This is a genomic window from Paractinoplanes rishiriensis, assembly GCF_016862375.1.
GTDB lineage: Bacteria > Actinomycetota > Actinomycetes > Mycobacteriales > Micromonosporaceae > Actinoplanes > Actinoplanes rishiriensis.
This window is the reverse complement of sequence record NZ_BOMV01000071.1, coordinates 149941-172857: the sequence shown is the minus strand read 5'-3', so window position 1 is coordinate 172857 and position 22917 is coordinate 149941. Positions and strand designations below refer to the sequence as shown.

Annotated in this window: 22 protein-coding genes; 15 read left to right on the top strand and 7 right to left on the bottom strand. The window is 71.4% G+C overall.

Annotation, left to right across the window (positions count from 1 at the left end; genetic code table 11):
• Positions 1-47: 47 nt before the first annotated feature.
• Positions 48-1061, bottom strand: coding sequence for a LacI family DNA-binding transcriptional regulator (locus tag Ari01nite_RS34075; protein WP_203786345.1), 1014 nt, complete (start codon positions 1059-1061; stop codon positions 48-50).
• 317 nt (positions 1062-1378) lie between these two features.
• On the opposite strand from Ari01nite_RS34075, the gene Ari01nite_RS34070 reads away from it, so the two are divergent.
• The 4 genes from Ari01nite_RS34070 to arfA all read left to right on the top strand — a co-directional run bounded on the left by Ari01nite_RS34070 (position 1379) and on the right by arfA (position 6165).
• On the top strand, positions 1379-2734 hold the full coding sequence (locus tag Ari01nite_RS34070) for an ABC transporter substrate-binding protein (protein ID WP_203786344.1): 1356 nt from the start codon (positions 1379-1381) through the stop codon (positions 2732-2734).
• Between the two features lie 67 nt (positions 2735-2801).
• Positions 2802-3764 carry a carbohydrate ABC transporter permease gene (locus Ari01nite_RS34065; protein ID WP_203786343.1) on the top strand — a complete coding sequence of 321 codons (963 nt, stop codon included), beginning with the start codon at positions 2802-2804 and terminating at the stop codon, positions 3762-3764.
• 53 nt (positions 3765-3817) lie between these two features.
• Positions 3818-4621, top strand: coding sequence for a carbohydrate ABC transporter permease (locus tag Ari01nite_RS34060; protein ID WP_203786396.1), 804 nt, complete (start codon positions 3818-3820; stop codon positions 4619-4621).
• 17 nt (positions 4622-4638) lie between these two features.
• Positions 4639-6165, top strand: a complete 1527-nt coding sequence (gene arfA / locus Ari01nite_RS34055; RefSeq protein ID WP_203786342.1) for an arabinosylfuranosidase ArfA — start codon at positions 4639-4641, stop codon at positions 6163-6165.
• A 134-nt stretch (positions 6166-6299) separates the two neighbouring features.
• Here arfA and Ari01nite_RS34050 read toward each other — a convergent pair whose 3' ends face one another.
• Complete coding sequence (locus Ari01nite_RS34050) at positions 6300-6827, bottom strand: hypothetical protein (protein ID WP_203786341.1); 528 nt, start codon at positions 6825-6827, stop codon at positions 6300-6302.
• A gap of 91 nt (positions 6828-6918) precedes the next feature.
• Between Ari01nite_RS34050 and Ari01nite_RS51055 the strand changes: the two genes are divergently transcribed.
• The gene (locus tag Ari01nite_RS51055; RefSeq protein WP_203786340.1) at positions 6919-7869 is read left to right on the top strand and encodes a Pr6Pr family membrane protein; all 951 of its coding nucleotides are present in this window, start codon (positions 6919-6921) and stop codon (positions 7867-7869) included.
• Positions 7870-8134: 265 nt separating this feature from the next.
• On the opposite strand, the gene Ari01nite_RS34040 is transcribed toward Ari01nite_RS51055, so the two are convergent.
• Positions 8135-9289 carry an XdhC family protein gene (locus Ari01nite_RS34040; protein ID WP_203786395.1) on the bottom strand — a complete coding sequence of 385 codons (1155 nt, stop codon included), beginning with the start codon at positions 9287-9289 and terminating at the stop codon, positions 8135-8137.
• Between the two features lie 119 nt (positions 9290-9408).
• On the opposite strand from Ari01nite_RS34040, the gene Ari01nite_RS34035 reads away from it, so the two are divergent.
• From Ari01nite_RS34035 to Ari01nite_RS34000, 8 genes are read left to right on the top strand one after another with little or no spacing between them, the layout of a single operon-like run.
• On the top strand, positions 9409-10278 hold the full coding sequence (locus Ari01nite_RS34035) for an FAD binding domain-containing protein (protein WP_203786339.1): 870 nt from the start codon (positions 9409-9411) through the stop codon (positions 10276-10278).
• A 2-nt stretch (positions 10279-10280) separates the two neighbouring features.
• On the top strand, positions 10281-10757 hold the full coding sequence (locus tag Ari01nite_RS34030; protein WP_203786338.1) for a (2Fe-2S)-binding protein: 477 nt from the start codon (positions 10281-10283) through the stop codon (positions 10755-10757).
• Complete coding sequence (locus Ari01nite_RS34025; protein ID WP_203786337.1) at positions 10754-13147, top strand: aerobic carbon-monoxide dehydrogenase large subunit; 2394 nt, start codon at positions 10754-10756, stop codon at positions 13145-13147. The genes Ari01nite_RS34030 and Ari01nite_RS34025 overlap by 4 nt, the downstream gene beginning before the upstream one ends.
• A gap of 10 nt (positions 13148-13157) precedes the next feature.
• Positions 13158-14102, top strand: coding sequence for an XdhC family protein (locus tag Ari01nite_RS34020; RefSeq protein WP_239163265.1), 945 nt, complete (start codon positions 13158-13160; stop codon positions 14100-14102).
• Complete coding sequence (locus tag Ari01nite_RS34015; protein ID WP_239163264.1) at positions 14075-14671, top strand: nucleotidyltransferase family protein; 597 nt, start codon at positions 14075-14077, stop codon at positions 14669-14671. Before Ari01nite_RS34020 ends, Ari01nite_RS34015 begins: the two co-directional genes overlap by 28 nt.
• Positions 14668-15528 carry an AAA family ATPase gene (locus Ari01nite_RS34010; protein WP_203786336.1) on the top strand — a complete coding sequence of 287 codons (861 nt, stop codon included), beginning with the start codon at positions 14668-14670 and terminating at the stop codon, positions 15526-15528. The genes Ari01nite_RS34015 and Ari01nite_RS34010 overlap by 4 nt, the downstream gene beginning before the upstream one ends.
• Positions 15525-16235 (top strand): SRPBCC family protein, encoded by a 711-nt coding sequence (locus Ari01nite_RS34005; protein WP_203786335.1) that lies wholly within the window; start codon positions 15525-15527, stop codon positions 16233-16235. The genes Ari01nite_RS34010 and Ari01nite_RS34005 overlap by 4 nt, the downstream gene beginning before the upstream one ends.
• Positions 16222-17427 (top strand): vWA domain-containing protein, encoded by a 1206-nt coding sequence (locus Ari01nite_RS34000; RefSeq protein WP_203786334.1) that lies wholly within the window; start codon positions 16222-16224, stop codon positions 17425-17427. The genes Ari01nite_RS34005 and Ari01nite_RS34000 overlap by 14 nt, the downstream gene beginning before the upstream one ends.
• On the opposite strand, the gene Ari01nite_RS33995 is transcribed toward Ari01nite_RS34000, so the two are convergent.
• Both Ari01nite_RS33995 and Ari01nite_RS33990 read right to left on the bottom strand, forming a co-directional pair.
• Positions 17411-18367: a LysR family transcriptional regulator gene (locus Ari01nite_RS33995; protein ID WP_203786333.1), complete on the bottom strand. Its 957-nt coding sequence runs from the start codon at positions 18365-18367 to the stop codon at positions 17411-17413. The genes Ari01nite_RS34000 and Ari01nite_RS33995 overlap by 17 nt on opposite strands.
• A gap of 144 nt (positions 18368-18511) precedes the next feature.
• Positions 18512-18688 carry a hypothetical protein gene (locus Ari01nite_RS33990; protein WP_203786332.1) on the bottom strand — a complete coding sequence of 59 codons (177 nt, stop codon included), beginning with the start codon at positions 18686-18688 and terminating at the stop codon, positions 18512-18514.
• A 67-nt stretch (positions 18689-18755) separates the two neighbouring features.
• On the opposite strand from Ari01nite_RS33990, the gene Ari01nite_RS33985 reads away from it, so the two are divergent.
• Complete coding sequence (locus tag Ari01nite_RS33985; protein ID WP_203786331.1) at positions 18756-20777, top strand: GGDEF domain-containing protein; 2022 nt, start codon at positions 18756-18758, stop codon at positions 20775-20777.
• A gap of 100 nt (positions 20778-20877) precedes the next feature.
• Here the strand turns inward: Ari01nite_RS33985 and Ari01nite_RS33980 are convergent, their stop codons facing one another.
• The gene (locus Ari01nite_RS33980) at positions 20878-21120 is read right to left on the bottom strand and encodes a hypothetical protein (RefSeq protein ID WP_203786401.1); all 243 of its coding nucleotides are present in this window, start codon (positions 21118-21120) and stop codon (positions 20878-20880) included.
• The gene (locus Ari01nite_RS33975) at positions 21113-21823 is read right to left on the bottom strand and encodes an aminoglycoside adenylyltransferase domain-containing protein (RefSeq protein ID WP_203786330.1); all 711 of its coding nucleotides are present in this window, start codon (positions 21821-21823) and stop codon (positions 21113-21115) included. The genes Ari01nite_RS33980 and Ari01nite_RS33975 overlap by 8 nt, the downstream gene beginning before the upstream one ends.
• A 33-nt stretch (positions 21824-21856) precedes the next feature.
• Between Ari01nite_RS33975 and Ari01nite_RS33970 the strand changes: the two genes are divergently transcribed.
• Complete coding sequence (locus tag Ari01nite_RS33970; RefSeq protein WP_203786329.1) at positions 21857-22882, top strand: RNA polymerase subunit sigma-70; 1026 nt, start codon at positions 21857-21859, stop codon at positions 22880-22882.
• Positions 22883-22917 lie beyond the last annotated feature (35 nt).

The window sequence follows — 22917 nt, the reverse complement described above, 5'->3', positions numbered from 1 at the left end:
GGTCCGCTCCTCTGTCGACCTTGCTTGGTCTGACGAATTTAGCGGAGTCAGCCAACCGTGCTCTGCCGGGCGATCAGTTTGTGTGCGGCGCGCAACTCGACGCCCGGTACCGGCTCGGTGCTGGCGATGCGCAGGATCAGCCGGTCCATCGCGAGCTGGGCGATCGCCTTCTTGTCCGGCTGGATGGTGCTGATCGCGGGCTGGCTGTAGCGGCCGTCCTCGATGTCGTCGTAGCCGATGATCGCGATGTCCTCGGGGACCCGCAGACCGCGACCGATCACCGTGTGGATGGCACCGGAGGCGACCAGGTCGCTGTAGCAGAACACGGCGTCCGGCGGGTCGGCGCGGTCCAGCAGGGCGGCCATCGCGGTGGCGCCGTCGATCCGGTTGAAGCGGGCGGTGCCGATGATCAGGGACTCGTCGACGGGCAGGCCGGCGTTGGCGTGCGCGGCCCGGTAGCCGCGGGTGCGCAGCTGGGCGGCCTCGCCGGTGGGATAGGGCTGGTCGCCGATCGCCGCTATCCGCCGGCGGCCGATTTGGATCAGGTGGGTCACGGCCTCGGTGGACGCCGCCACGTCGTCGATGCCGACGTGGTCGAAGGTGCCGTCCGAGGTGCGCTCACCCAGCACCACCAGGGGCAGGTCGGGGTCGCGTACGGTCAGATCCTCCTGGGACAGACCCAGCGGGCTGATGATCATGCCGTCGAAGAGGAAGCGGCGGGAGCCGCGCCCGATGAGTTCGCCCTCGTGCTCGCGGTCACCGTCGGTCTGGTCGATCAGGACGTTGTAGCCGACCTTGCGGGCGGCCGGGATGATCGCCTGGAGCAGTTCAGCGAAGTAGGGCGTGTCGAGATAGGGCACCACGACGACGATCTGCCCCGATTTGCCGGTTGCCAGGTTGCGCGCCAGCACGTTCGGCCGGTACCCGAGTTCGGCGATCGCCCGCTCCACCTTTTCCCGGGTGCCGTCGGTGACCCGGGCGTATCCGTTGACCACGTTCGACACCGTGCGGGGCGAGACGCCGGCCAGCTCGGCCACGTCACGCAACGTAGTTTCCCGCATGGATTGCCTCCCGATCGGAGAGGGCGGAGATCGCCCGAGGTAACGATCGTATTTCCGCGACATTGCCCCTTGCCAGAGCCGATGGGTCGCGGCATAGTCCTTTGCAGCGCTGCAAACGCAACTTACATCACAGATCATCGGCGAGTGGTGAGCTCCCCCTCCCCTCGGCATCCACCCAATAGCGCGCCGCCGCGCACCCGCCGCCCGAGCTGGACATCACGCCCGGTAGTCACCCCCTGGCCAGGGGACGCCGTGCCTCGCGTGAGCGGGTAAGCGCTATCCCCAGGCGCGAGCTGACTCAGGAGGCCAAGGAAAACATGCGAAGACTTCCCGTTGTGGTATCCGTGCTGACCCTCGCGCTCGGACTGGCCGCGTGCGGCGGCGACGACGACAAGGGCAGCGGCGGCACCGCGGCCGCGCCCACCAACTGCACCAACAAGATCGTCAACGCGAACGCCAAGAAGGTCCTCGTCTGGGCCTGGTACCCGAACATGGCCAAGGTCGTCGACAACTTCAACAACACGCACACCGACATCCAGGTCTGCTGGACCAACGCCGGCCAGGGCCAGCCCCAGTACGCCAAGTTCCAGACCGCGATCTCGGCCAAGAAGGGCGCGCCGGACGTGGTCATGCTCGAGACCGATCAGCTGGTCGGCTTCGAGATCCAGGACGCGCTGGTCGACCTCGCCCCGTTCGGCGCCAACGACGTGAAGAAGAACTTCGCCGAGGGTTCCTGGAAGGACGTCACCCAGGGTGACGCGGTCTACGCGATCCCGATCGACGGCGGCCCGATGGCGATGATCTACCGCACCGACGTCTTCGAGAAGTACGGCATCACCACGCCGCCGAAGACCTGGGCCGAGTACGCCGAGGCAGCCGCCAAGGTGAAGGCCGCGGGCGGCCCGGTGTTCGGCGACTTCGCCAGCAACGTGCCGGCGGTGACCACGGCGCTGATGCAGCAGAAGGGCGCCCAGCCGTTCCAGTACGTGCTGTCGGACAAGCAGAACATCACCGTCAAACTGGACGACCAGGCCACCAAGGACGTGCTCAACTACTGGGCCGACCTGTCCAAGAAGGGGCTGGTCGGCAAGGAGGACCAGTTCACCACCGACTACGTCTCGGGCATGGTCGGCGGCAAGTACGCCACCTACATCTCGGCCGCCTGGGCGCCCGGCTACCTGACCGGTGCCGGCGTCGGCGCGGGTGACTCGAAGGGCAAGTTCGCCGTCGCCCCGCTGCCGCAGTGGGACGTCAACAACCCGGTCTCGGTCAACTGGGGCGGTTCCACCTTTGCGGTGACCAGCCAGTCCGCCGACAAGGCCGCGGCCGCCAAGGTCGCCATGGAGCTGTACGCCGACCCGGCCTCGCTCGAGGACGGCTGGAAGACCCAGACCATCTTCCCGCTGAACCAGGGCGTGCTGACCTCGGACGAGTTCCTCAACGCCAAGGTCGACTTCTTCAGCGGCCAGACCGCGAACAAGGACATCTACGCCCCGGCGGCGAAGGCGTACAAGGGTGCGGTCTACAGCCCGTTCACCGTGTACTACTACGCCCAGCTGCAGGAGCAGATCGTCAAGCTGAACGCCGGCGAGACCACCGGCGACCAGGCGGCCACCGACCTGCACAACAAGATCGTCGAGTACGCGAAGACCCAGGGCTTCACCGTCAAGTGATCCACCTCCGGGCGGCCGCTGTGCACAGCGGCCGCCCGGACCGCACGTCGAGGGAGACGTGACCGTCATGGCCAGCACCGAGACTTCGCCGACCGCGCTGCGGGCCGGCGCCGAGACGGCAGATCCACCCGGCGAGGCGAAGGCCCGTCGCGGATCGTCGCGGCGCGGGGCGGTCGGCTGGCTGTTCATCTTCCCGTTCCTGGTGGTGTTCGCCGCCTTCCTGATCGGTCCGCTGGTGTACGCGGGCTACCTGAGCCTCTACACCAAGGGCCTGGCGACCGGCACCACGTTCGCCGGCATCGACAACTACACCCGGGCGTTCACCGACCCGTCGTTCCTCAAGGGACTGTGGCTGGTGCTGCGGTTCAGCCTCGTGGTGATCCCGCTGCAGATCATCGTGGCGCTGATCGCGGCGCTCGTGCTCGACGAGGTGACCGGCCGGCTGGCCCGCTTCTCCCGCCTCATGATCTTTTTGCCGTACGCGATCCCCGCGGTCATCGGTGCGCTGATGTGGGGCTTCCTCTACAGCCCCAGCTTCGGCCCGATGGAGCAGATCGCCTCGCTGTTCAACGCGCAGGCGCCGTTCCTGCTCAGCCGGGGCAACGTGTTCTACGGGCTGCTCAACGTGGTCACCTGGCAGTGGTCCGGCTACTACATGATCATCATTTACGCGGCGCTGAAGAGCATCGACTCCTCGATCTACGAGGCGGCCCGGATCGACGGCGCCAGCTCCCGCCAGATCGCCACCCGGATCAAGGTGCCGATGGTGTCCTCGGCGCTGGTGCTGATCCTGGTCTTCTCGCTGATCGGCACGCTGCAGTTCTTCAACGAGCCGCAGATCCTGCGCCCGATCGCGAACGGCAACATCCGGCCGGACTTCACGCCGAACATCTACGCGTTCGAGACGGCCTTCAACTACGCGCAGTTCAACTACGCGTCGGCGCTCTCCTTCTCGCTCGGCTTCGTGGTGTTCATCGCCGTCGCGATCTTCATGTTCTTCACCCGCAAGAAAGGGAGCCTGTTCACGTGAACCCGACCCGGCGCGTACCCCGGCATGTCGGGGCGAAGCTCCTGCTCCTCGCGATGATCTGCTACTTCCTGGTGCCGGTCTGGTGGCTCGTGGTGGCCAGCACCAAGAACGCCGAAGGCCTGTTCGCCGGCACCGGCTCGCTGTGGTTCAACGGCTTCCACTTCGCCGACAACCTGCGCGACCTGTTCTCCTATAACAACGGCGAATACCTGCGCTGGCTGGGTAATTCGGCGCTGTACGCGTTCGCCGGCGGGCTCGGCTGCACGGTGGTGTCGGTGCTGGCCGGCTACGGCTTCGCGAAATACCAGTTCCGCGGCCGCAACTTCGTCTTCGCGCTGGTGCTCGGCTCGGTCATGGTGCCGCTGACCGCGCTGGTCATCCCCACCTTCGTGATGATGTCGAACATCGGCCTGATCGACACCGTCTGGGCCGTGATCCTGCCGTCGCTGCTGAGCCCGTTCGCCGTCTATTTGATGCGGGTGTACGCCGGAGCGTCGGTGCCGGACGAGCTGATCGACGCGGCCCGGATCGACGGTGCCGGTGAGTTGCGCACCTTCTGGCAGGTGGCGCTGCCGATGATGCGGCCGGGCGTGGTGACCGTGGCCCTGCTGTCCATCGTCGCGACCTGGAACAACTTCTTCCTGCCGCTGATGATGCTGTCCAGCACCAAGCTCTACCCGCTCACCGTGGGCATCGGGCTGTGGTCCCAGCTGGCCAGCTCCAACAACTCCGGCGGCCAGTCGCTGTGGAGCCTGATCATCATCGGCTCGCTGGTGTCGATCGTGCCGCTCATCGTCGCGTTCCTCACCCTCCAGCGCTACTGGCAGGGCGGCCTGTCCGTGGGCAGCCTCAAGTGACCAACCCTGGGAGACCCGTGTTTTCCGCTTCCTTCAGCCTCGACCCCGACTTCACCATCGCACCGGTGTCCCGCCGCACCTTCGGCTCGTTCGTCGAGCACATGGGCCGCTGCGTCTACACCGGCATCTACGAGCCGGGGCACCCCACCGCGGACAGCGACGGGTTCCGCCAGGACGTGCTGGCGCTCACCCGCGAGCTCGGTGTCTCGCTGGTGCGCTACCCGGGCGGCAACTTCGTCTCCGGGTACCGCTGGGAGGACGGGATCGGCCCGGTCGCGGACCGTCCGGTCCGCCGCGACCTGGCCTGGCGCAGCCTCGAGACCAACGAGGTGGGCATCGACGAGTTCATGCGGTGGGCGGGCAAGGCCGGGGTCGAGGTCATGTACGCGCTGAACCTGGGCACCCGCGGCGTCCAGGAGGCGCTCGACGTGCACGAGTACGTGAACCACCCGGACCGGACCCGGCTGGCCGAACTGCGGCGCAGCAACGGGACGCCGAAGCCGTACGGGATCAAGATGTTCTGCCTCGGCAACGAGATGGACGGCCCCTGGCAGACCGGGCACAAGACCGCGCACGAGTACGGGCGGCTCGCCGCCGAGACGGCCCGCGCGCTGCGGTCCGCCGAACCCGGCCTGGAACTGGTCGCCTGCGGCAGCTCCAGCTCGCAGATGCCGACGTTCGCGGCCTGGGAGGCGGAGGTTCTCGAACTGGCCTACGACCAGGTCGACTACATCTCGGCGCACGCGTACTACCAGCCGATCGACGGCGACATCGCCAGCTTCCTGGCCTCGGCGATCGACATGGACCACTTCGTGAACAGCGTGGTGGCCACCGCGGACAGCGTCGGCGCCAAGCTGAAGAGCACCAAGAAGCTGAAGATCTCGTTCGACGAGTGGAACGTCTGGTACCTGCGCGAGTTCCAGGAGGGCGTCGAGTCCGCGCCGCCCGACTGGGAGTGGCCGGTCGCGCCGCGGGTCATCGAGGACTGCTACAACGTGGCCGACGCGGTGGTGGTCGGCAACCTGCTGATCTCGCTGCTCCGGCACAGCGACCGGGTGCCGGTGGCCTGCCAGGCCCAGCTGGTCAACGTCATCGCCCCGATCCGTTCCGAGGCGGGCGGCCCGGCCTGGCGGCAGACCATCTTCCACCCGTTCGCGATCACGTCCCGGCTGGCCCGGGGCGAGGTGCTGCGGGTCGAGCTGCAGGCCCCCACGTACGAGACGAAGCGTTTCGGCGCCGTACCGGTGCTGGACGCGGTGGCCACCCACGACGCCGAGTCGGGCGACGTCACGGTCTTCGTCGTCAACCGGCACCAGTCCGGCGCCGCCGACCTGGCGGTGTCGCTGGCCGGCTTCGCCGGCGACCTGCGGGTGGCCGAGGCGTGGACGCTAGCCGACGACGACCTGACCGCCACGAACACGGAGGAGCACCCGGACCGCGTCGTGCCGCACCCGGCCGAGCGGGCCGAGGTGTCCGACGGCGTGCTCAAGGCCGCCCTGCCGCCGGTGTCCTGGACCGCCATCCGCCTGACCCCGGCTGCCTGACCCCGGCTGCCTGACCCCGGCTGCCTGACCCCGGCTGCCTGACCCCGGCCGCCTGACCCCGGCGGTCCGACCGCGGGCCGCCTGACCCAGCCGTCTTAGTGCGGCTGCCTGAACCCGGCGCCCGCTGACTGCCGTTACGGCGTCGGCGGGCGCACGGCAGCCGCGTCGGCCGGCCTCGCGGCGCGCCGCTCCTCGACGAATGCGATCAGCGCCGCGCGGGTGCCGGCCGGCAGCCGGCCCACCGGCACCGGGATGACCTGGCCTTTGCCCAGCCAGAGCAGCAGCAGGTCGTCGAGCTGTTCGGCGCGGCCGATCAGCGGCCAGCGGACGAGCGAGTCGGCCAGCTGGTTGGCCGAGCGGACGCCCTCGGTGTCGAAGCGGTACTCGGTCGGCTGGTCCAGCGTCCGGGTGGCCCGGCCCACCGCCACCTTCAGCTGCAGCATCGGGCCGCCGAACCCGATCACCGCACCGGCCGCGGCGAACAGGAGCGCCGCCCACGGCGAGCCCGGGTCGATCGCCCACAGCGTCACCCCGTACAGCACAAAAAGGACGCCCGCGCACCAGCTGAAGCGGATGAACTTGCGGGCGGCGCGCCGCACGGCGGCGCGGATCTGGTCCTGCGTCAGCTGTGCCGTGAACACGAACGGCGCGTCGGTCTCCATGAACGGGGCAGCCTACCGGTAGCCGCCACGGTGATCTTGGCCGATCCCCGGGTCATCGGCCATACTCGCTACTCGCGAGTACGGAGGTTCCATGTCGATCTATACGCGTCCGCAGTTCTGGTGGCGGGCGGGCATCGTGCTGTGCGCCGTGGCCGGTCTGCTGGCCACCGAGCACCGGATCCTCTATTTCACGGCGCAGAGCAACATTATCGCGCTGGGTTACTTCGCCGGCCTGCTCTACTGGATGGTGCACCGCAACTCGGCCGAACCGGCCGCACCCCGGCTGCGCGGCGCGGTCACACTGTGGATCCTGATCACCTGCCTGATCTCCCACTTCCTGCTCAGCAAGGGCGCCAACCCGCTGCCCGGCCTGGCCGCGGAAGACCCGGTCGCCGCGCTGCGGAACTGGTCGGCGTTCCTGGTGCACTACGTGGTGCCGGCCATGATCCTGATCGACTGGGTGGCGTTCGGCCCGCACCGCGTGGTGCGCTGGCGGGACATCCCGCTGTGGGTCGCGTTCCCGCTGGGCTACGGCCTGATCATCGAGATCCGCGCGGTGCTGCTGCCGGCCGCACCCACCCGCTACCCGTACTTCTTCCTGGACCCGTCCGAGCGCGGCTACGACTGGGTGGCCGGCCAGTTCCTCCAACTGGGCGCGATCTTCGGCATCCTCGGCGCCGTGGTGGTCGGCCTCGACCGCCTGGCCGCGCTGGCAACGCCCCAGCACATCCCGGCCGAGGCGACCGCCGTCGCCCTCACGACAGCGTCCCCGGATCCCGATCCCGGCGCCGAGCCCGGTCCTGGCACCGCTCCTGGGGCGGGCTCTGCTCCTGGGGCGGGCTCTGCGCCTGGGGCGGGCTCTGCGCCTGGGGCGGGCAATGCGCCTGGGGCGGGCAATGCGCCTGGGGCGGGCAATGCGCCTGGTGCCGGCACCGCTCCTGGGGCGGGCTCTGCGACCGGCGCCGTCCCTGGTGCCGATACCTCTGCCGAAGGCGCCGCCACCCGGCCGGTGGTTGCCGAGGCGGCCGACGGAGCCCGCTGACCGGACGGCTCCGGCTTACCCGGGGGATATACCCGATAAATCCGTCCTGACCGGGCGCAGGTCGGGTCGCCGCGTCCAGATCTTGGCGATCTGCTGTCACTCTGTCTTCCAGGAACAGGAACTCGACACCATCTCGTCGCGGGGAGAGGGCCAGGTTGACGAGCGGCTGGGCCGCGCTGCCGGTTCGCGCCGAGCGGGCGGCTGAGTGCCCATCCGGGCCGGTGGGCCGCAGCACCCGCTCGCCGAGATCGCGGCGTGCGGCCTGCTACGGCTGCCGGTGGATCGGGGCATCCAGGGTGGTCAAGGGCAGGCCGCTGCCGCCCCAGGCCTTCGCGACTATCTCGGCCGCGATCGCCACGGCCGTCTCCTCGGGGGTGCGGGCGCCCAGGTCCAGGCCGATCGGCGAGGACAGGCGGGCCAGTTGCTCCTCGGGGAGGCCGGCTTCGCGCAGGCGGCGCATCCGGTCGTCGTGGGTTCGCCGGCTGCCCATTGCGCCGATGTAGCGGGCGGGGGTGCGCAGGGCCACCTCGAGCAGGGGCACGTCGAACTTCGGGTCGTGGGTGAGGACGCACAGGACGGTGCGTTCGTCGACCGCGGTGGCCTCCAGGTATTTGTGCGGCCACTGCACGACCAGGTCGTCGACGTCGGGGAAGCGCTTGCGGGTGGCGAAGACCGGACGGGCGTCGCAGACCGTGACGTGGTAGCCGAGGAAGCGGCCGATCCGGGCCACCGCGCCGGCGAAGTCGATGGCGCCGAACACGATCATGCGGGGTGGGTTCAGGTAGGACTGGACGAACGCCTCGAACTCGTCCATCCGTTGCTCGCCGTGGGCGCCCAGGTGGATGGTGCCGTTCGCGCCGGCGGCCAGCATCCCGGTGGCCTGCTGGGCGGCCGCGTAGTCGAGGCCGGCGTCGCCCAGGGTGCCGGCGGTCAGGGTGCCGGGGGTCAGGGTGCCGGGGGTGAGGGTGCCGGGGGTCAGGGTGCCGGGGGTGAGGGTGCCGGCGGTCAGGGCGTCCGGCCACACGACGAGTTGGCTGTCGGCCGCGGAGACGGTGGCGACCGGCCGGCCCGCGGTGATGGCGGCCAGGACCGCGTCGATCTCGACCAGCGACTCGTCCGGCTGGATCAGCAGTTCGATGGTGCCGCCGCAGGTGAGCCCGACCTCGAACGCGTCGCCGTCGCTCACGCCGTACGTGTGCATTTGAGCTTTTTTGGTCTGGATGACCTCCTCGGCCGCCGCGTAGACCGCGCCCTCGACGCAACCGCCGCTCACGCTGCCGAGCACCTCGCCCTGCTCGCTCACGGCCATCGCTGCCCCGGGCTGCCGCGGCGCCGACCGCCAGGTGCGCACAACCGTCGCCACCGCGAACGAGATCCCGGCCGCACGCCAGCCGATCAGCCCCTCCGCGATGTCCCGCATTGCCGTAGCGTCCTTGATCATGGGTGGCCTCGTCAACGACAAGTTAAGTCATCCCTTAACCGGCTGTTGACATTGCCGGCGGGGCGCGCGAGATTCACCGGGATTTCGGGAGGTGCAGCGTGCAGGTGCCGGCTCCGTTCGAGTACGAACGCGCCACCACGGTGGATCAGGCCATTGGACTACTGGAACGACTGGGCAGCTCAGCGCGCCTGGTGGCGGGCGGCCACAGCCTGTTGCCGATGATGAAGCTGAGGCTGGCGAATTTCGAATATCTCATCGATATCAATCCATTGCATGACGAGCTCGGTTATATCCGGGTGGCCGCGGACGAGGTGCGAATTGGCGCTCTCACCCGGCATCGGGAGCTGCTGGAATCGGAAGATCTCGCGGTCGCGTTCCCGATTTTCCGGGACGCGGAACGGGTGATCGCCGACCCGGTCGTGCGCAATCGCGGCACCCTCGGGGGCTCGCTGTGCCAGGCCGACCCGTCCGAGGATCTCTCCGCGGTCTGCACCACGCTCGACGCCAGCTGCGTGATCCGGGGGCCGGGCGGCACCCGGGTGGTCGGCATGGAGGAGTTCCATGTTGGGCCGTACGAGACGGCGGTCGCCGACGACGAGATCCTGGTCGAGATCCGGCTGCCGCGCCGGCCCGGAGCGGGCAGCGCCTACGAGAAGGTCGAACGCCGGGCGGGAGACTGGGCGGTCGTCTCCGCCGGTGCCGCCGTGTGGCTGGCCGAGGGCAGGATCGTGGATGCCCGGGTGGGGCTGGCGGCGGTCGGGCCGAACACGACGGGAATTCCCGAGATCTCGGAGATGTCGCGGGGGCGGGAGCCGTCCGAGGAGCTGTACGCGCAGGCCGGCGAGATCGCGGCGGGCAGCTGCGACCCGGCCACCGACCAGCGGGGCAGCGCCGACTACAAGCGCCACCTCGCCAACGAGCTGACCAGGCGGACACTGCGGGCCGCGGTGGCAAGGGCGAGGAGCTGAGCATGCAGGTCACGATGATCGTGAACGGCGAAGAGGTGACCCGGGAGATCGAGGGCCGGCTGCTGCTCGTGCACTTCCTGCGCGACACGCTCGGCCTCACCGGCACGCACTGGGGTTGCGACACCAGCAACTGCGGCACCTGCGTGGTCTGGCTGGACGGCGAGCCGGTCAAGTCGTGCACGGTGCTGGCCGCGATGGCCGGCGGGCACGAGGTGCGTACCGTCGAAGGCCTGGCCCAGAACGGCGAGCTCGACCCGATCCAGCAGGGCTTCATGCAGTGCCACGGGCTCCAGTGCGGCTTCTGCACGCCGGGCATGATGATGACCTGCCGGGCGCTGCTCGACCACAACCCCGACCCGACCGACGCCGAGATCCGTGAGGCCATCTCGGGCCAGATCTGCCGGTGCACGGGTTACTCGACGATCGTGCGGTCGGTGCGCTGGGCGGCCGTGCACGAGGCGGCGGAGGCAGCGAAATGACCACTGTGCACGAGCCGAAGTTCACCGCCTTCGACGACAACGACCAGAAGCCGGTCGGCTACGGCCGGATGCTGCGCAAGGAGGACCCGCGCCTGCTGCGGGGCCGCGGCCGGTTCACCGACGACGTGCAACTGCCCGGCATGCTGCACCTGGCGATCCTGCGCTCGCCGTTCGCGCACGCCCGGATCGTCAGCGTGGACACCAGCGCGGCCGAGGCCTCGCCCGGCGTCAGGCTGGTGGTCACCGGCGCCATGCTGGCCGAGAAGGGCCTGGCCTGGATGCCGACCCTGTCCAACGACGTGCAGGCGGTGCTGGCCACCGACAAGGTGCGCTTCCAGGGCCAGGAGGTCGCCTTCGTGGTGGCCACCGACCGCTACGCGGCCCGGGACGCCCTCGAGCTGATCGACGTCGAATACGACGTACTGGATCCGGTCATTGACGTGCGGCGGGCGCTGGAGCCGGACGCGCCGCTGATCCGCGACGACCTGGACGGCAAGACCAACAACCACTGCTTCGACTGGGAGACCGGCGACGAGGCGGAAACCGAGGCGGTGTTCGCGTCCGCCGACGTGGTGGTGCAGGAAGACATCGTCTATCCGCGGGTGCACCCGGCGCCGATGGAGACCTGCGGCGCGGTCGCCGACTTCGACCCGGTCGAGGGCAAGCTGAAGCTCTGGTCGACCACCCAGGCCCCGCACGCGCATCGCACGCTTTACGCCATCGTGGCCGGCCTGCCCGAGCACAAGATCCAGGTGATCGCGCCGGACATCGGCGGCGGCTTCGGCAACAAGGTGCCGATCTACCCGGGCTACGTCTGCGCGATCGTCGGCTCGCTGCTTACCGGCAAGCCGGTGAAGTGGATGGAGGACCGGTCGGAAAATCTGATCAGTACGGGGTTCGCCCGCGACTACATCATGCGCGGCGAGATCGCGGCCACCCGGGACGGCCGCATCCTGGCGATCCGCACCAACGTCCTGGCCGACCACGGCGCGTTCAACGGCACCGCGGCCCCGGTGAAATACCCGGCCGGCTTCTTCGGCGTCTTCACCGGCAGCTACGACATCCAGGCCGCGTACTGCAAGATGACCGCCGTCTACACCAACAAGGCACCGGGCGGGGTCGCGTACGCCTGCTCGTTCCGGATCACCGAAGCCGTCTACCTGGTCGAGCGGATCGTCGACTGCCTGGCCCACGAGCTCGGCATGGACCCGGCCGAGCTGCGGCTCAAGAACTTCATCCGGCCGGAGCAGTTCCCCTACGAGACCAAAACCGGATGGGTGTACGACTCCGGCAACTACGAGCCCACCATGCGGCTGGCCATGGACATCGCCGGGTACGCCGAACTGCGCCGGGAGCAGGAGGCGAAGCGGGCCCGGGGTGAGCTGATGGGCATCGGCATCGCGTTCTTCACCGAGGCGGTCGGCGCCGGCCCGCGCAAGAACATGGACATCCTCGGGCTGGGCATGGCGGACGGCTGCGAGCTGCGGGTGCACCCCACCGGAAAAGCGGTGGTACGCCTGTCGGTGAAGACCCAGGGCCAGGGGCACGAGACCACGTTCGCGCAGATCGTGGCCGAGGAGATCGGCATCCCGCCGGCCGACATCGAGGTGGTGCACGGCGACACCGACAACACGCCGTTCGGCCTGGGCACGTACGGCAGCCGCTCCACCCCGGTCTCCGGCGCCGCGGCCGCCCTGGTCGCCCGCAAGGTGCGCGACAAGGCGCAGCTGATCGCCTCGGCCATGCTCGAGGTGACGGTGGCCGACCTGGACTGGGTCAAGGGCGCGTTCCAGGTCAAGGGCGACCCGGGCAAGTCGGTGACGATCCAGCAGATCGCGATGCGCGCGCACGGCGCCGGTGACCTGCCGGACGGCATGGAGGGCGGACTCGAGGCGCAGATCTGCTACAACCCGTCGAACCTCACCTACCCGCACGGCGCGTACATCTGCGTGGTCGACGTCGACCCCGGCACGGCTCAGGTCAAGGTGCGCCGGTTCATCGCGGTCGACGACTGCGGCACCCGGATCAACCCGATGATCATCGAGGGCCAGATCCACGGCGGCCTCACCGACGGCGTCGGCATGGCGCTGATGGAGATGATCGCGTTCGACGAGGACGGCAACTGCCTCGGCGCGTCCCTCATGGACTATCTGATCCCGACCTCGCTCGAGGTGCCCGACTGGGAGACCGGATACACGGTCACGCCGTCGCCGCACCACCCGATCGGGGCCAAGGGCGTGGGGGAGTCGGCCACCGTCGGCTCGCCACCGGCCATCGTGAACGCGGTGGTGGACGCGCTCAAACCGTTCGGCGTCCGGCACGCCGACATGCCGCTCACCCCGTCCCGGGTCTGGGACGCGATGCGCGGCCAGGCGACACCCCCGATTTAGGAGGTACGCGTTGACGACCAGCATCGCCGAGCGCGCCCGGGAGCTCACCGGCCTGCGCCGCCCGTTCGTGCACGCCACCGTCGTACGGGCCCAGGCGCCCACCTCGGCCCAGCCGGGCGACGACGCGGTGATCCTCGACGACGGGTCCATCGAGGGCTTCGTCGGCGGGGTGTGTGCCGAGAGTTCGGTGCGGGCGGCGGCGCTCGGCACCCTGCGGGACGGCGCCACGCTGCTGCTGCGTGTGCTGCCGGACGGCTCGGCCGAGTTCCCGGAGGCGCCCGGCGCGCTGGTCGTGGTCAACCCGTGCCTGTCCGGCGGAGCCATCGAGATCTTCCTGCGGCCGGTGCTGCCCCGCCCGCTGCTCGGGGTGGCCGGCACCGGCACCCCGATCGGTGCGGCGGTGGCGGAACTGGCGGCGTTCCTGGACTTCGAGGTGACCGCTCCGGGCGAACGAGCGAGCGCGGTGGTGGTGGCCGGCCTGGGCCGCGACGAGGAACGGGCGATCCGGGACGCGCTGGAGGCCGGGGTGCCGTTCATCGCGCTGATCGCGAGCCGCACCCGGGGCGCCGCCGTCCTCGACGGCATGGGCCTCACCGAGGCGGAACGGGCGCGGGTGCATCCGCACGCGGGGATCGACATCGGCGCCCGCACGCCCAAGGAGATCGCGCTATCGGTCTTGTCGGAAATCGTGCGAAATATCCGGCAGGAAGGGGCTGCGCCGGGGCATGAGGCGGGCGGCGGGATCGGGCGTGAGGCGGCTGGGCGTGCGGCTAGCGGCGCGGCTGGGCGTGCGGCTGGCGGGCATGCCGCCGGTGCCGCCGTGCCCCGGCAGGCCGTCGATCCCGTTTGCGGGATGACCGTGGTGGTCGGTGCGGACACGCCGCATGCCGTTGTGGACGGGGTGGAGCACTGGTTCTGCTGTGTAGGGTGCCGCGACCGGTTCGCGGCGGCCTGATGCTGACCGGGCTGGTGCTGGCGGCCGGCGGGTCGTTGCGGCTCGGGGAGGCCAAGCAGTTGCTGCCCTACCGGGGACGCACGCTGCTCGACGCCACCCTGGACGTGGCCCGGGCCTGCGGGTTCGATCAGTTGCTGGTGACGCTCGGCGGGTCGGCCGGCGAGATTCGCGGCCGCGTCGACCTCGGCGGCTGCACGGTCGTCGACAATCCGGACTTTTCGAGTGGTTGCGGGTCGTCGATCCGGGCCGCGGCGGCGGAGATCGCCGGGGACGCCGTGGTGCTGCTGCTCGGCGATCAGCCCGGCATCGACCCGGCCGACGTCCGGCGGCTGGCGGCGGCGGAGACGCCGGTCGCGGTCTGCCGCTACGACGACGGCCTCGGGCACCCGCTTCTGTTCCGCCGGCCGGTCTTCGGCGACCTCACCACCCTGCACGGCGACAAGGCCGTCTGGAAGCTGCTGCACTCCGGCCGCTTCCCGGCGACCGAGGTGCGGTGCGCCGGTCCGGTCCCGATCGACGTGGACACCCGGCACGACTACTGGCGGCTGCTCGCGGGCGGAGCGCGGTGAACGAGCCCCAGGAGGTGCGGCGGCGGCTCGACGCCGTGGACTACCTCGTCGACGACGGCCTCGCCATGGCCGTGTTCCTGGCGCTGCGCCTGGGCAAGCCGCTGCTGCTGGAGGGCGAGCCGGGAGTGGGCAAGACGGCAGCCGCCAAGGCTCTCGCCGCCGCGCTGGACACGCCGCTGATCCGGCTGCAGTGCTATGAGGGGCTGACCGCGGGCGAGGCCCTGTACGAGTGGAACTACCAGCGCCAACTGCTCGCCATCAGGCTGGCCGAGGCACGGCACGAGCGGCTCGGCGACGCCGACCTGTTCACCGAGGAGTTCCTGCAGGAAAGGCCAATTCTGAGAGCCGTACGCCATCGCGGCCCCACCCCGCCGGTGCTGCTGATCGACGAGATCGACCGGGCCGACGACGAGTTCGAGGCGCTGCTGTTCGAGTTCCTCGGCGAGGCCGCGATCACCGTGCCGGAACTGGGCACGTTCACCGCGGTGCACCCGCCGGTCGTGGTGCTCACCTCGAACCGCAGCCGGGAACTGCACGACGCGTTGCGCCGCCGCTGCCTCTACCACTGGATCGAGTTCCCGGCCCCGGAGCGGGCCGCCGCGATCGTCCGCCGGGCCGTGCCGGGGGCCGGCCACCCGCTGATCCGCAGCGCCACCGAGTTCGTCGGCCGGGTGCGCCGGCTGGAACTCGACAAGGCGCCCGGACTCGCCGAGACCATCGACTGGGTGTCGGCGCTCGCCGCGCTCGGTGTCACCGAACTGGCCCCCGACGACGTGCTGCGCACCCTCGGCACGATCGCCAAAACGCCCGACGACCGCCTGGTGGTCGCGGGCGCCGCACATCAGGAGTCACCGTGAAAATCGTGAATGAGTTCACCGTCAAAACCCCGATCGAGAACGCTTGGCGGGTCCTCACCGATCTGGAGGGCATCGCGCCGTGCATGCCGGGTGCCCAGCTCACCGGCGTCGAGGGCGAGGTCTACCGGGGCAAGGTCAGGGTCAAGGTGGGCCCGGTGATCTCCGAGTTCGCGGGCATCGCCCAATTCGCCGAGCGGGACGAGGCGGGGTACCGTGCGGTGATCGACGCGAAGGGCCGCGACGCCCGCTCGGCCGGTAACGCGGCCGCGCTGGTCACCGCGGTGCTGACCCCGGACGGCGACAACACCCGGGTGAGCGTCGACACCGACCTGAAAATCAGCGGCAAACTGGCCCAGTTCGGCAGCGGCATGATCAAGGAAGTGTCGAGCAAGCTGCTGGCCCAGTTCGTCACCAACCTGGAAGCAAAACTGGCCGCCGAAACCCCAGCCGCCGAAACCCTGGCCGCCGAAAATACCTCCACTCCTGCTGCTCCGGCGTCCCCCGTGCCGGTGCAGCAACCGCCGGCGCCCACGGTGCCGGCAACGCCCGCGGCGGGTGCCCAGGCACCCGCCGCGGGTCCGGAGGAACCCGCGCCCCTCGACCTGATGGGCATCGCCGGCTCGTCCATCTACAAGCGAGCGATCCCGGTCGCCGTCGGCGTGGTGGTGGCCGGCGCCGTCATCGCCTGGCTCGTTGTCCGGGGCTGACCCGGCCCCGGTCCTGCTGCGCGGCGCCGACCGGGCCGCCTTCGCGGTGGCCTTCGCCGGCCGGTTGCGCGGCGCCGGCGTGCCGGCCGGCCTCACCGAGGTGGACGCCCTGGTGCGCGCCCTCGACGCCAGCCCGCCGGTGTCGCGGAGTGCGCTCTACTGGACCACCCGGATCGCAACCGTCCGGCGGCAGGCTGACGTGGCCGCGTTCGACCGGGTCTTCGCGGCCGTCTTCGACGACGCGCCGCCGCTGCCGCTGACCCGGGCCGCCGCCGGACCGCCGGGCCGGAACGACGTGCACGTGCCGGTACCGGCCGGCGGCGACGAAGTGACCGCGGGCGGCGGCCTGCCGTGGGCGAGCCTCCCGCCGGCCGTCGCACCGGCGGAGGCCGGGGACGAGGCGCTCCACATTCCCGAACTGCGCCCCAGCGCGCTGGCTCAGCTGGCCGCCCAGCCGTTCGAGGACCTCGATGCGATCCAGGCCGAACAACTCGGCCGGGCGCTGCGGGACACCCTGACAACCTGGCCGACCCGGCGGTCGAGGCGGCACGAGACCGACCCCGCCGGCCGCCGCGTCGCGCTGCGCGCCACCATCGCCCGGGCGCGGCGCACCGCCTTCGAGCCGGTGACCGTCGTGCGGCAACGCCCGGTCCGGCGGCCCCGGCGGGTGGTGATGCTGTGCGACGTGAGCGAGTCGATGCGCAGCCAGGCCACCGCGTACCTGCATCTGATGCGGGCGTTCACGCTGGTGGCCGACGCCGAGGTGTTCGCCTTCGGCACCGGCCTGACCCGGCTCACCCCGGCGCTGCGGCACACCTCGGCCCGGCAGGCGATCGCGCAGGCCACCGCCCAGGTCACCGACCGGTTCGGCGGCACCCGGATCGCCACCAGCGTGTCCGCGCTGCTCGATTCGCACCACGGCAATGCGGTGCGCGGTGCCGTCGTGATCGTCGCGTCGGACGGCTGGGACAGCGATCCGCCGGTCCGCCTGGCCGCCGCGATGACCCGGCTGCGCCGCCGCGCGTACGCCATCCTGTGGTTGAATCCCCGCGCCGGCGCGCCTGGCTTCACCCCGCGCGTGGCCGCCATGGCGGCCGCCCTGCCGCACTGCGACCTGCTGCTGCCGGCCGCGACGTTCGACGACCTGGCCGGCGCGGCCCGGCGCCTGCAGGAGCTCAGCTCCAGAGCGTGACGTGCACCTGCGGCTTGAAGTGCCCGACGCTGACCCCGGCGCCGCGCATCATCGCCTGGATGGCCCGGGGCGTGGCCGCGAACCGCGCCAGCTCGCCCGCCGCCGACGCCCGGCCACCGGGCTCGGTCAGCGTCATGCTGTGCCACCCGGCCTCGAGCCCGGCGTAGGGCCCGGTGAGCTGCACCAGCCGGCCCTTGCGGACCTCCGGCGCCACCGTGAACGACAGCGCCGGCGCCACCCCCTTACCGCGCTTGGCCTCCTCGAGCGCCGCCGCGTGGCTCTGGAAGATCTGCTGGTGCTCCTCGGGCACCGCCAACCGGCGCAGCAGGGTCGGGATGGCGCCCATGTCGGCCGCCGCCGAAGGCCCCAGCAGCCAGGTCTGGTCGCGCAACTGGGCGGCCGAGGCGCGGACCCCGGACAGCGGATGCTCGGGGCCGGCGACCAGGACGATCCGGTAGTTCATCACCGGCCGGCACTGCAGCGCCCCGTCGGCGGCCGGCTGCGGCCCGATCGCGATGTCGATGCTGCGGGTCATCAGCAGCGTCTCGAACGAGCCCGGGTTGCGCACGCTCAGCTCCACGTCGAGATCGTCGGCGCGCCCCGCGAACAGTTCGATCAGCCCGGGCGCCGCGTGCTCGGCGAACAGGCTCGACGCGCCCACCCGCAGCAGCCGCCGCCCCCGGCCGGCCGCGCTCACCTCGAGCACCGTGATGTCCTGCAGGCCGAGCAGCTCGGCGGCCCGGCTCGCCAGCCGCAGGCCGCCGGGCGTGAACGCGAGGCCGGCCGCGGTGCGGGAGAACAGCTGGTCGCCGAGCTCCTTGCGCAGCTGGCCGATGTGCAGCGAGATGGCCGCCTCGGACACCGACAGCTCGGCCGCGGCCTGCTTGACCGAGCCGAGCCGGACCACGGCCGAGTAGGCGCGCAACTGAGTGGGGGTCATCGCCGGCGCCCGCACCGTCGAGCCATGTGAACCCCCTATTCAAAATTGCGAAAGTTCTTCGGAGGGTAGCGCGTTGCGCTGAAAAGAAACTCGGCGGCAAGGGTCGCCCCTGCCGCCGAGCCGATAGTCGTAGCGCGTCGCTACCTAGTCGTCGTCCTCGTCGTCGCCATCGTCGTCGTCCTGATCGCCGCCCGGGCAGCCGGACAGGGCCAGTACCGCGGCCGAACCGCCGACCACCGCCAGCGCCCGGCCGAACAGGGCCCGCCGGGTGATCCGGCCGGCGTCCCGAACATCCTCCGCGTCGCGTTTCGCGTCGTCCATGCCCCCCATTCTCGCAGCGTCCCGGCGAAGTGCTCAACCGGCGCACCGGACTGACGATCATCCGGCGGTGACAGCGCGGGAGTGGCTCGTGCGGATCCGGCACGGGTGCCGTCCGCACCCGGTGCCGCGCGTCCGTTTCATCCGCGCCGGTGCCCGGAACGACATGCTGGTCCCCGGACTGTTCCTGGTCTACGCGCTGGCCACATCCGGAGCACCGAACCGCCCGGTCACCCTGGCCGTCGCGGTCGTCATGCTGGCGCTGTCCGGGCTGGCCTGGTGGCAGGCGCCGGTCCTGGCCGCGCCCCGGGTGCTGCGCCTGGCCGGGCCGGCCGGAACGATGCTCCACTTACTGGGCGCGGCCGCGCTCGGCCTGCTGGACGGCGGCGTCGGCAGCCCGGCCGGGTCGCTGGTCCTGTTCGCCCTGGTCATCGTCGCGCTGCGGGCGGTGCGCCCCGGCCCGTTCGGGGCCGTCACCGTGGTCGGCGCCGGCGCGTACGGGATGATCTGGTTCCTGGGTGACCCCGGCCCGCCCGGGTACGCGCCGGCCTGCCTGCTCGGGTTCGGCGGGGTCGCGTACCTCTGCTTGAAACACACCACCGCGCTGGCCTCGCTGCGCCGCCGCCTCGCCCGGGTGTCGGTCACCGACCCGCTGACCGGAGCACTGAACCGGCGCGGCTTCGACGAACGGCTGGCCCGCGACCTGGCGGACGCCGAGCGCACCGGCCGCCCGATGACCCTGCTGCTCGCCGACCTCGACCTGTTCAAGCAGGTCAACGACCAGTACGGCCACCAGGCGGGCGACCACCTGCTGGCCGCGCTGGCGGACCGGCTCGGCCGGGAGTTGCGCGCTCCGGACGCGGTCGGCCGGATCGGCGGCGACGAGTTCGCCGCGGTGCTGGCCGGCCTGGGCCCGGCCGAGGCCGCCGCGGTGGTCGCGCGCCTGCGCACCGAACTGGCCGGGCTGGCCCCCGCCAGCATCGGCCACGCGTGCTTCCCGGCCGACGGCAGCACGCTCGACGAGTTGCGCCGGGCCGCCGACGCCCGGGTGTACGCCGACAAGCAGTCCCGGGACCGCCGCCCGCCCTCGGCCGGCGCGGTCGCCGCGGCCGTCGAGGCCGGGATGCGGCCCGCCGTGCGGGTGTCCGGCGGGGAACGGCGGCACCGCTCGGTGGCCGACGTCGGCTGGATGTCGATGCTGGGCTCCGCCTGCGGGCTGCTCTACACGGTCGTCTTCGGCGAACAGCACCGGCTGGCGGTCGGCGTGCTGGCGACGGTGCTCGGGCTGGCCGGCGCGTTCATGGTCGCCGCGGCGGGCCGGCTCAGCCGCCTGCGCCGGGCCCGCGAGGTGATCTTCGGGCTGGCTGGCGGGCAGGTGGTCGTGATCGGCGGGATGGCGGCGCTGGACGGCGGGGTGACCGGGGTGTGCGCGCTGGCGCTGCTCTGCCCGGTGCCGCTGGTGGCGCTGACCAGCCCGCTACGGGTGTTTCTGCCGATCGGGGCGCTGTTCGCGGCCATGTACGTGGCGGTGGCCGTGCTGTTCGGCGCCTCGAGCGCGTGGTTCGTCGCGATGAACCTGGGCGGGACGGCCCTGGTCTGCGCGGTGTGCGCGGTGCAGGGCCGGGCGGCCGGTCGCCGGCGCCGCCGGCTGACCGTCCTGTCCCGGCAGGACCCGCTCACCGAGGTGCTGAACCGGCGCGGATTCGAGCAGGCCGTGGCGCCCGCGCACCGTGCCGTGCTGGTGCTCGACCTGGACGGCTTCAAGCAGGTGAACGACCGGCACGGGCACGAGGCCGGCGACGACCTGCTGCGCTGGGTGGCCGGCACGCTGACCGCGAACCTGGACCGGTCGTCGGTGGTGGGCCGGTTCGGCGGCGACGAGTTCGCGGTGCTGCTGACGACGCCCGACCCGGAGCCGGTCGCGGAGCGGCTGCGGGTAGCGCTGGCGGAGCGCACCCGGGCCAGCATCGGCACCGCGGTCCGCGGCCGCGACGGCGACGACTTCCCGGCGCTGTACGCCCACGCGGACGCCGCGCTGTACGCGCAGAAACGGGGAGCCCGCTCCGGCGAGTGCGGATGGCTACCCAGTTAAGCCGCATACTTCCGCCGGTGGCGTGCCCCCCACCTCTTTTCGACCATGACATCGCCGCAGGTCAGCGGCAAGATCTCCAGCAGAAGTACACGGTGGTAGTTCAGCGGTCCCAGCCGTCGCACATCTCCTCGTCCATGGCGTCGAACAGGTCGGCCCCCTGCTGGCCGACGTCCACGCTGCGCCCCAGCAGCCCCAGCTGCGCCGCGCAGTCCCGCCCGAACCCCTTGACCATCCGATCGGCCCGGGTCAGGTGCCCGCACCGGGCACACTGCCGGCGCGGCGCGACGATCGGCTCGGGAAACACAAGATCAGTGTCGAACGTGCGGGCCCGCCGTTCACGCACCTGACAAGCGTGTCGCTCGATCCGCCTCGTCCAGCACGTCGGCGATGCCCCGCGGGTCGACCGGAGCGCCCGGCTGGTCCTCGTACTGCCGAACTGCCTGACGGACGGCCGTGAGGGACGGACGGCGCGCGAGCACCCACTCGGCCGCCTCGATCTTGGGGCTGTGCCGGCCCTCGACCGCGAACCGCCAGATCCGGCACGCGGTGAGCACCATGAACGCGGCGTGCCCGGCGTCGTCGGTGAGCCCGCGCCACACCCCGAGCCAGTGCCGCCCGCGCGCCACCACCCAGGCGGCCGGCACCTCGCCGAGCACCTCGTGCGGCGGCGCGCCGGCCAGGGCCCGCCCGTCCGCCCGGGCCATCGACAGCTCGGCGAGCAGGTCCGGCGCCCGGTCGACCCGGATCTCCACCTCGAGCTCGGCCGATTCGTCATGCCGCCCTACCAGCAGCTCCAACGCCGGCTCCGGCGACGGCGCCGCGGCAACAGCGGCGGTGACGACCTGCAGATCGATCCGGCCGTCCGACCGCCGCACCGCCGCCACGAGCGCCGCGATCTGGTCGTCACTGAGCCCGCCCTCGACCACGGCGAGCAGATCGATGTCACTGCGCTCCGGCCGGTATCCGCCGGCGGCCAGCGATCCGTGCAGGATCACCGACCGCAGCGCCGGCCCGGCGATCCGGGCGATCTCGTCGACGAGCTTCACCCGGTCAGTCTGACCGCACCCGCAAGTGATGAGTTGTCGCGCCCGCACCCGTCTTACCTACGACAGGACACGACGAGGCGGGAGGATGACGTGATGAGTGCGGACACGCGGCTGGAGGAGCCGGCGTTCTCGGGGCTGGCGGAGCGGCACCGGCGGGAACTGCACGTGCACTGCTACCGGATGCTCGGGTCGTTCGAGGACGCCGAGGACACCGTGCAGGAGACGTTCCTGCGGGCCTGGCGGCGGCGCGAGACCTTCCAGGGACGGTCGACACTCCGGGCCTGGCTGTACCGGATCGCCACCAACGCCTGCCTGGACCGGCTCGCCCGGCAGCGCCCGGAGCCGGCGACCGGCGGCGAGGTGCCGTGGCTCCAGCCCTACCCGGACCGGCTGCTCGACGAACTGCCCGCGGGTGACGCGGACGAGCCGGAGACGGTCACCGTCGCGCGGGAGACGATCGAGCTGGCGTACCTGGTCGCGGTCCAGCACCTCGCGCCGCGCCCGCGGGCCGTGCTGATCCTGCGGGATGTGCTCGGCTGGCCGGCGAAGGAGGTCGCGGAGCTCCTCGGCGACTCCGTCAACTCGGTGAACAGCGCGCTGCAGCGGGCCCGCGCCGGCATGCGGGAGCACCTGCCCGCCGAGCGGCAGGACTGGACCGGCGGCGAGAAGGACACCGCGACGCGGGAGCTGGTACGCCGCTACACCGAGGCCAGCGTGGCCACCGACATCCCGGCGATCGCCGCGATGCTGCGGGCCGACGTCCGCTGCTCGATGCCGCCCACGCCCGGCCTGCAGGTCGGCCGCGACGCGGTGGTCAACGAGTGGATCGAGAGCGGCTTCGAGGACATGACGGGTCTGCGCGCCGTACCGGCCGCGGTGAACCGGCAGCCGGCCGTCGCCTACTACCACCGGCAGCGGCCGGAGGACCCGTACCTCCCGCTGACCCTCGACGTCCTGCGCGTCACCGGCGGGGCGATCGCCGAGATCACCACATTCCACGCCGACCAGTTCCCGCGGCTCGGCCTGCCCTCGCAGCTGCCGTCCGACGGCACGGAATAGGCCGGGTCATGCTGGCCCTCAGAGGGTTTCGTCGC

Bases quoted from the DNA above. Each gene is read 5' to 3' on its own strand.
- Ari01nite_RS34075 (WP_203786345.1), bottom strand. From the start codon at position 1,061: ATGCGGGAAACTACGTTGCGTGACGTGGCCGAGCTGGCCGGCGTCTCG.
- Ari01nite_RS34070 (WP_203786344.1), top strand. From the start codon at position 1,379: ATGCGAAGACTTCCCGTTGTGGTATCCGTGCTGACCCTCGCGCTCGGA.
- Ari01nite_RS34065 (WP_203786343.1), top strand. From the start codon at position 2,802: ATGGCCAGCACCGAGACTTCGCCGACCGCGCTGCGGGCCGGCGCCGAG.
- Ari01nite_RS34060 (WP_203786396.1), top strand. From the start codon at position 3,818: ATGATCTGCTACTTCCTGGTGCCGGTCTGGTGGCTCGTGGTGGCCAGC.
- Ari01nite_RS34050 (WP_203786341.1), bottom strand. From the start codon at position 6,827: ATGGAGACCGACGCGCCGTTCGTGTTCACGGCACAGCTGACGCAGGAC.
- Ari01nite_RS51055 (WP_203786340.1), top strand. From the start codon at position 6,919: ATGTCGATCTATACGCGTCCGCAGTTCTGGTGGCGGGCGGGCATCGTG.
- Ari01nite_RS34040 (WP_203786395.1), bottom strand. From the start codon at position 9,289: ATGCGGGACATCGCGGAGGGGCTGATCGGCTGGCGTGCGGCCGGGATC.
- Ari01nite_RS34030 (WP_203786338.1), top strand. From the start codon at position 10,281: ATGCAGGTCACGATGATCGTGAACGGCGAAGAGGTGACCCGGGAGATC.
- Ari01nite_RS34025 (WP_203786337.1), top strand. From the start codon at position 10,754: ATGACCACTGTGCACGAGCCGAAGTTCACCGCCTTCGACGACAACGAC.
- Ari01nite_RS33995 (WP_203786333.1), bottom strand. From the start codon at position 18,367: ATGACCCCCACTCAGTTGCGCGCCTACTCGGCCGTGGTCCGGCTCGGC.
- Ari01nite_RS33990 (WP_203786332.1), bottom strand. From the start codon at position 18,688: ATGGACGACGCGAAACGCGACGCGGAGGATGTTCGGGACGCCGGCCGG.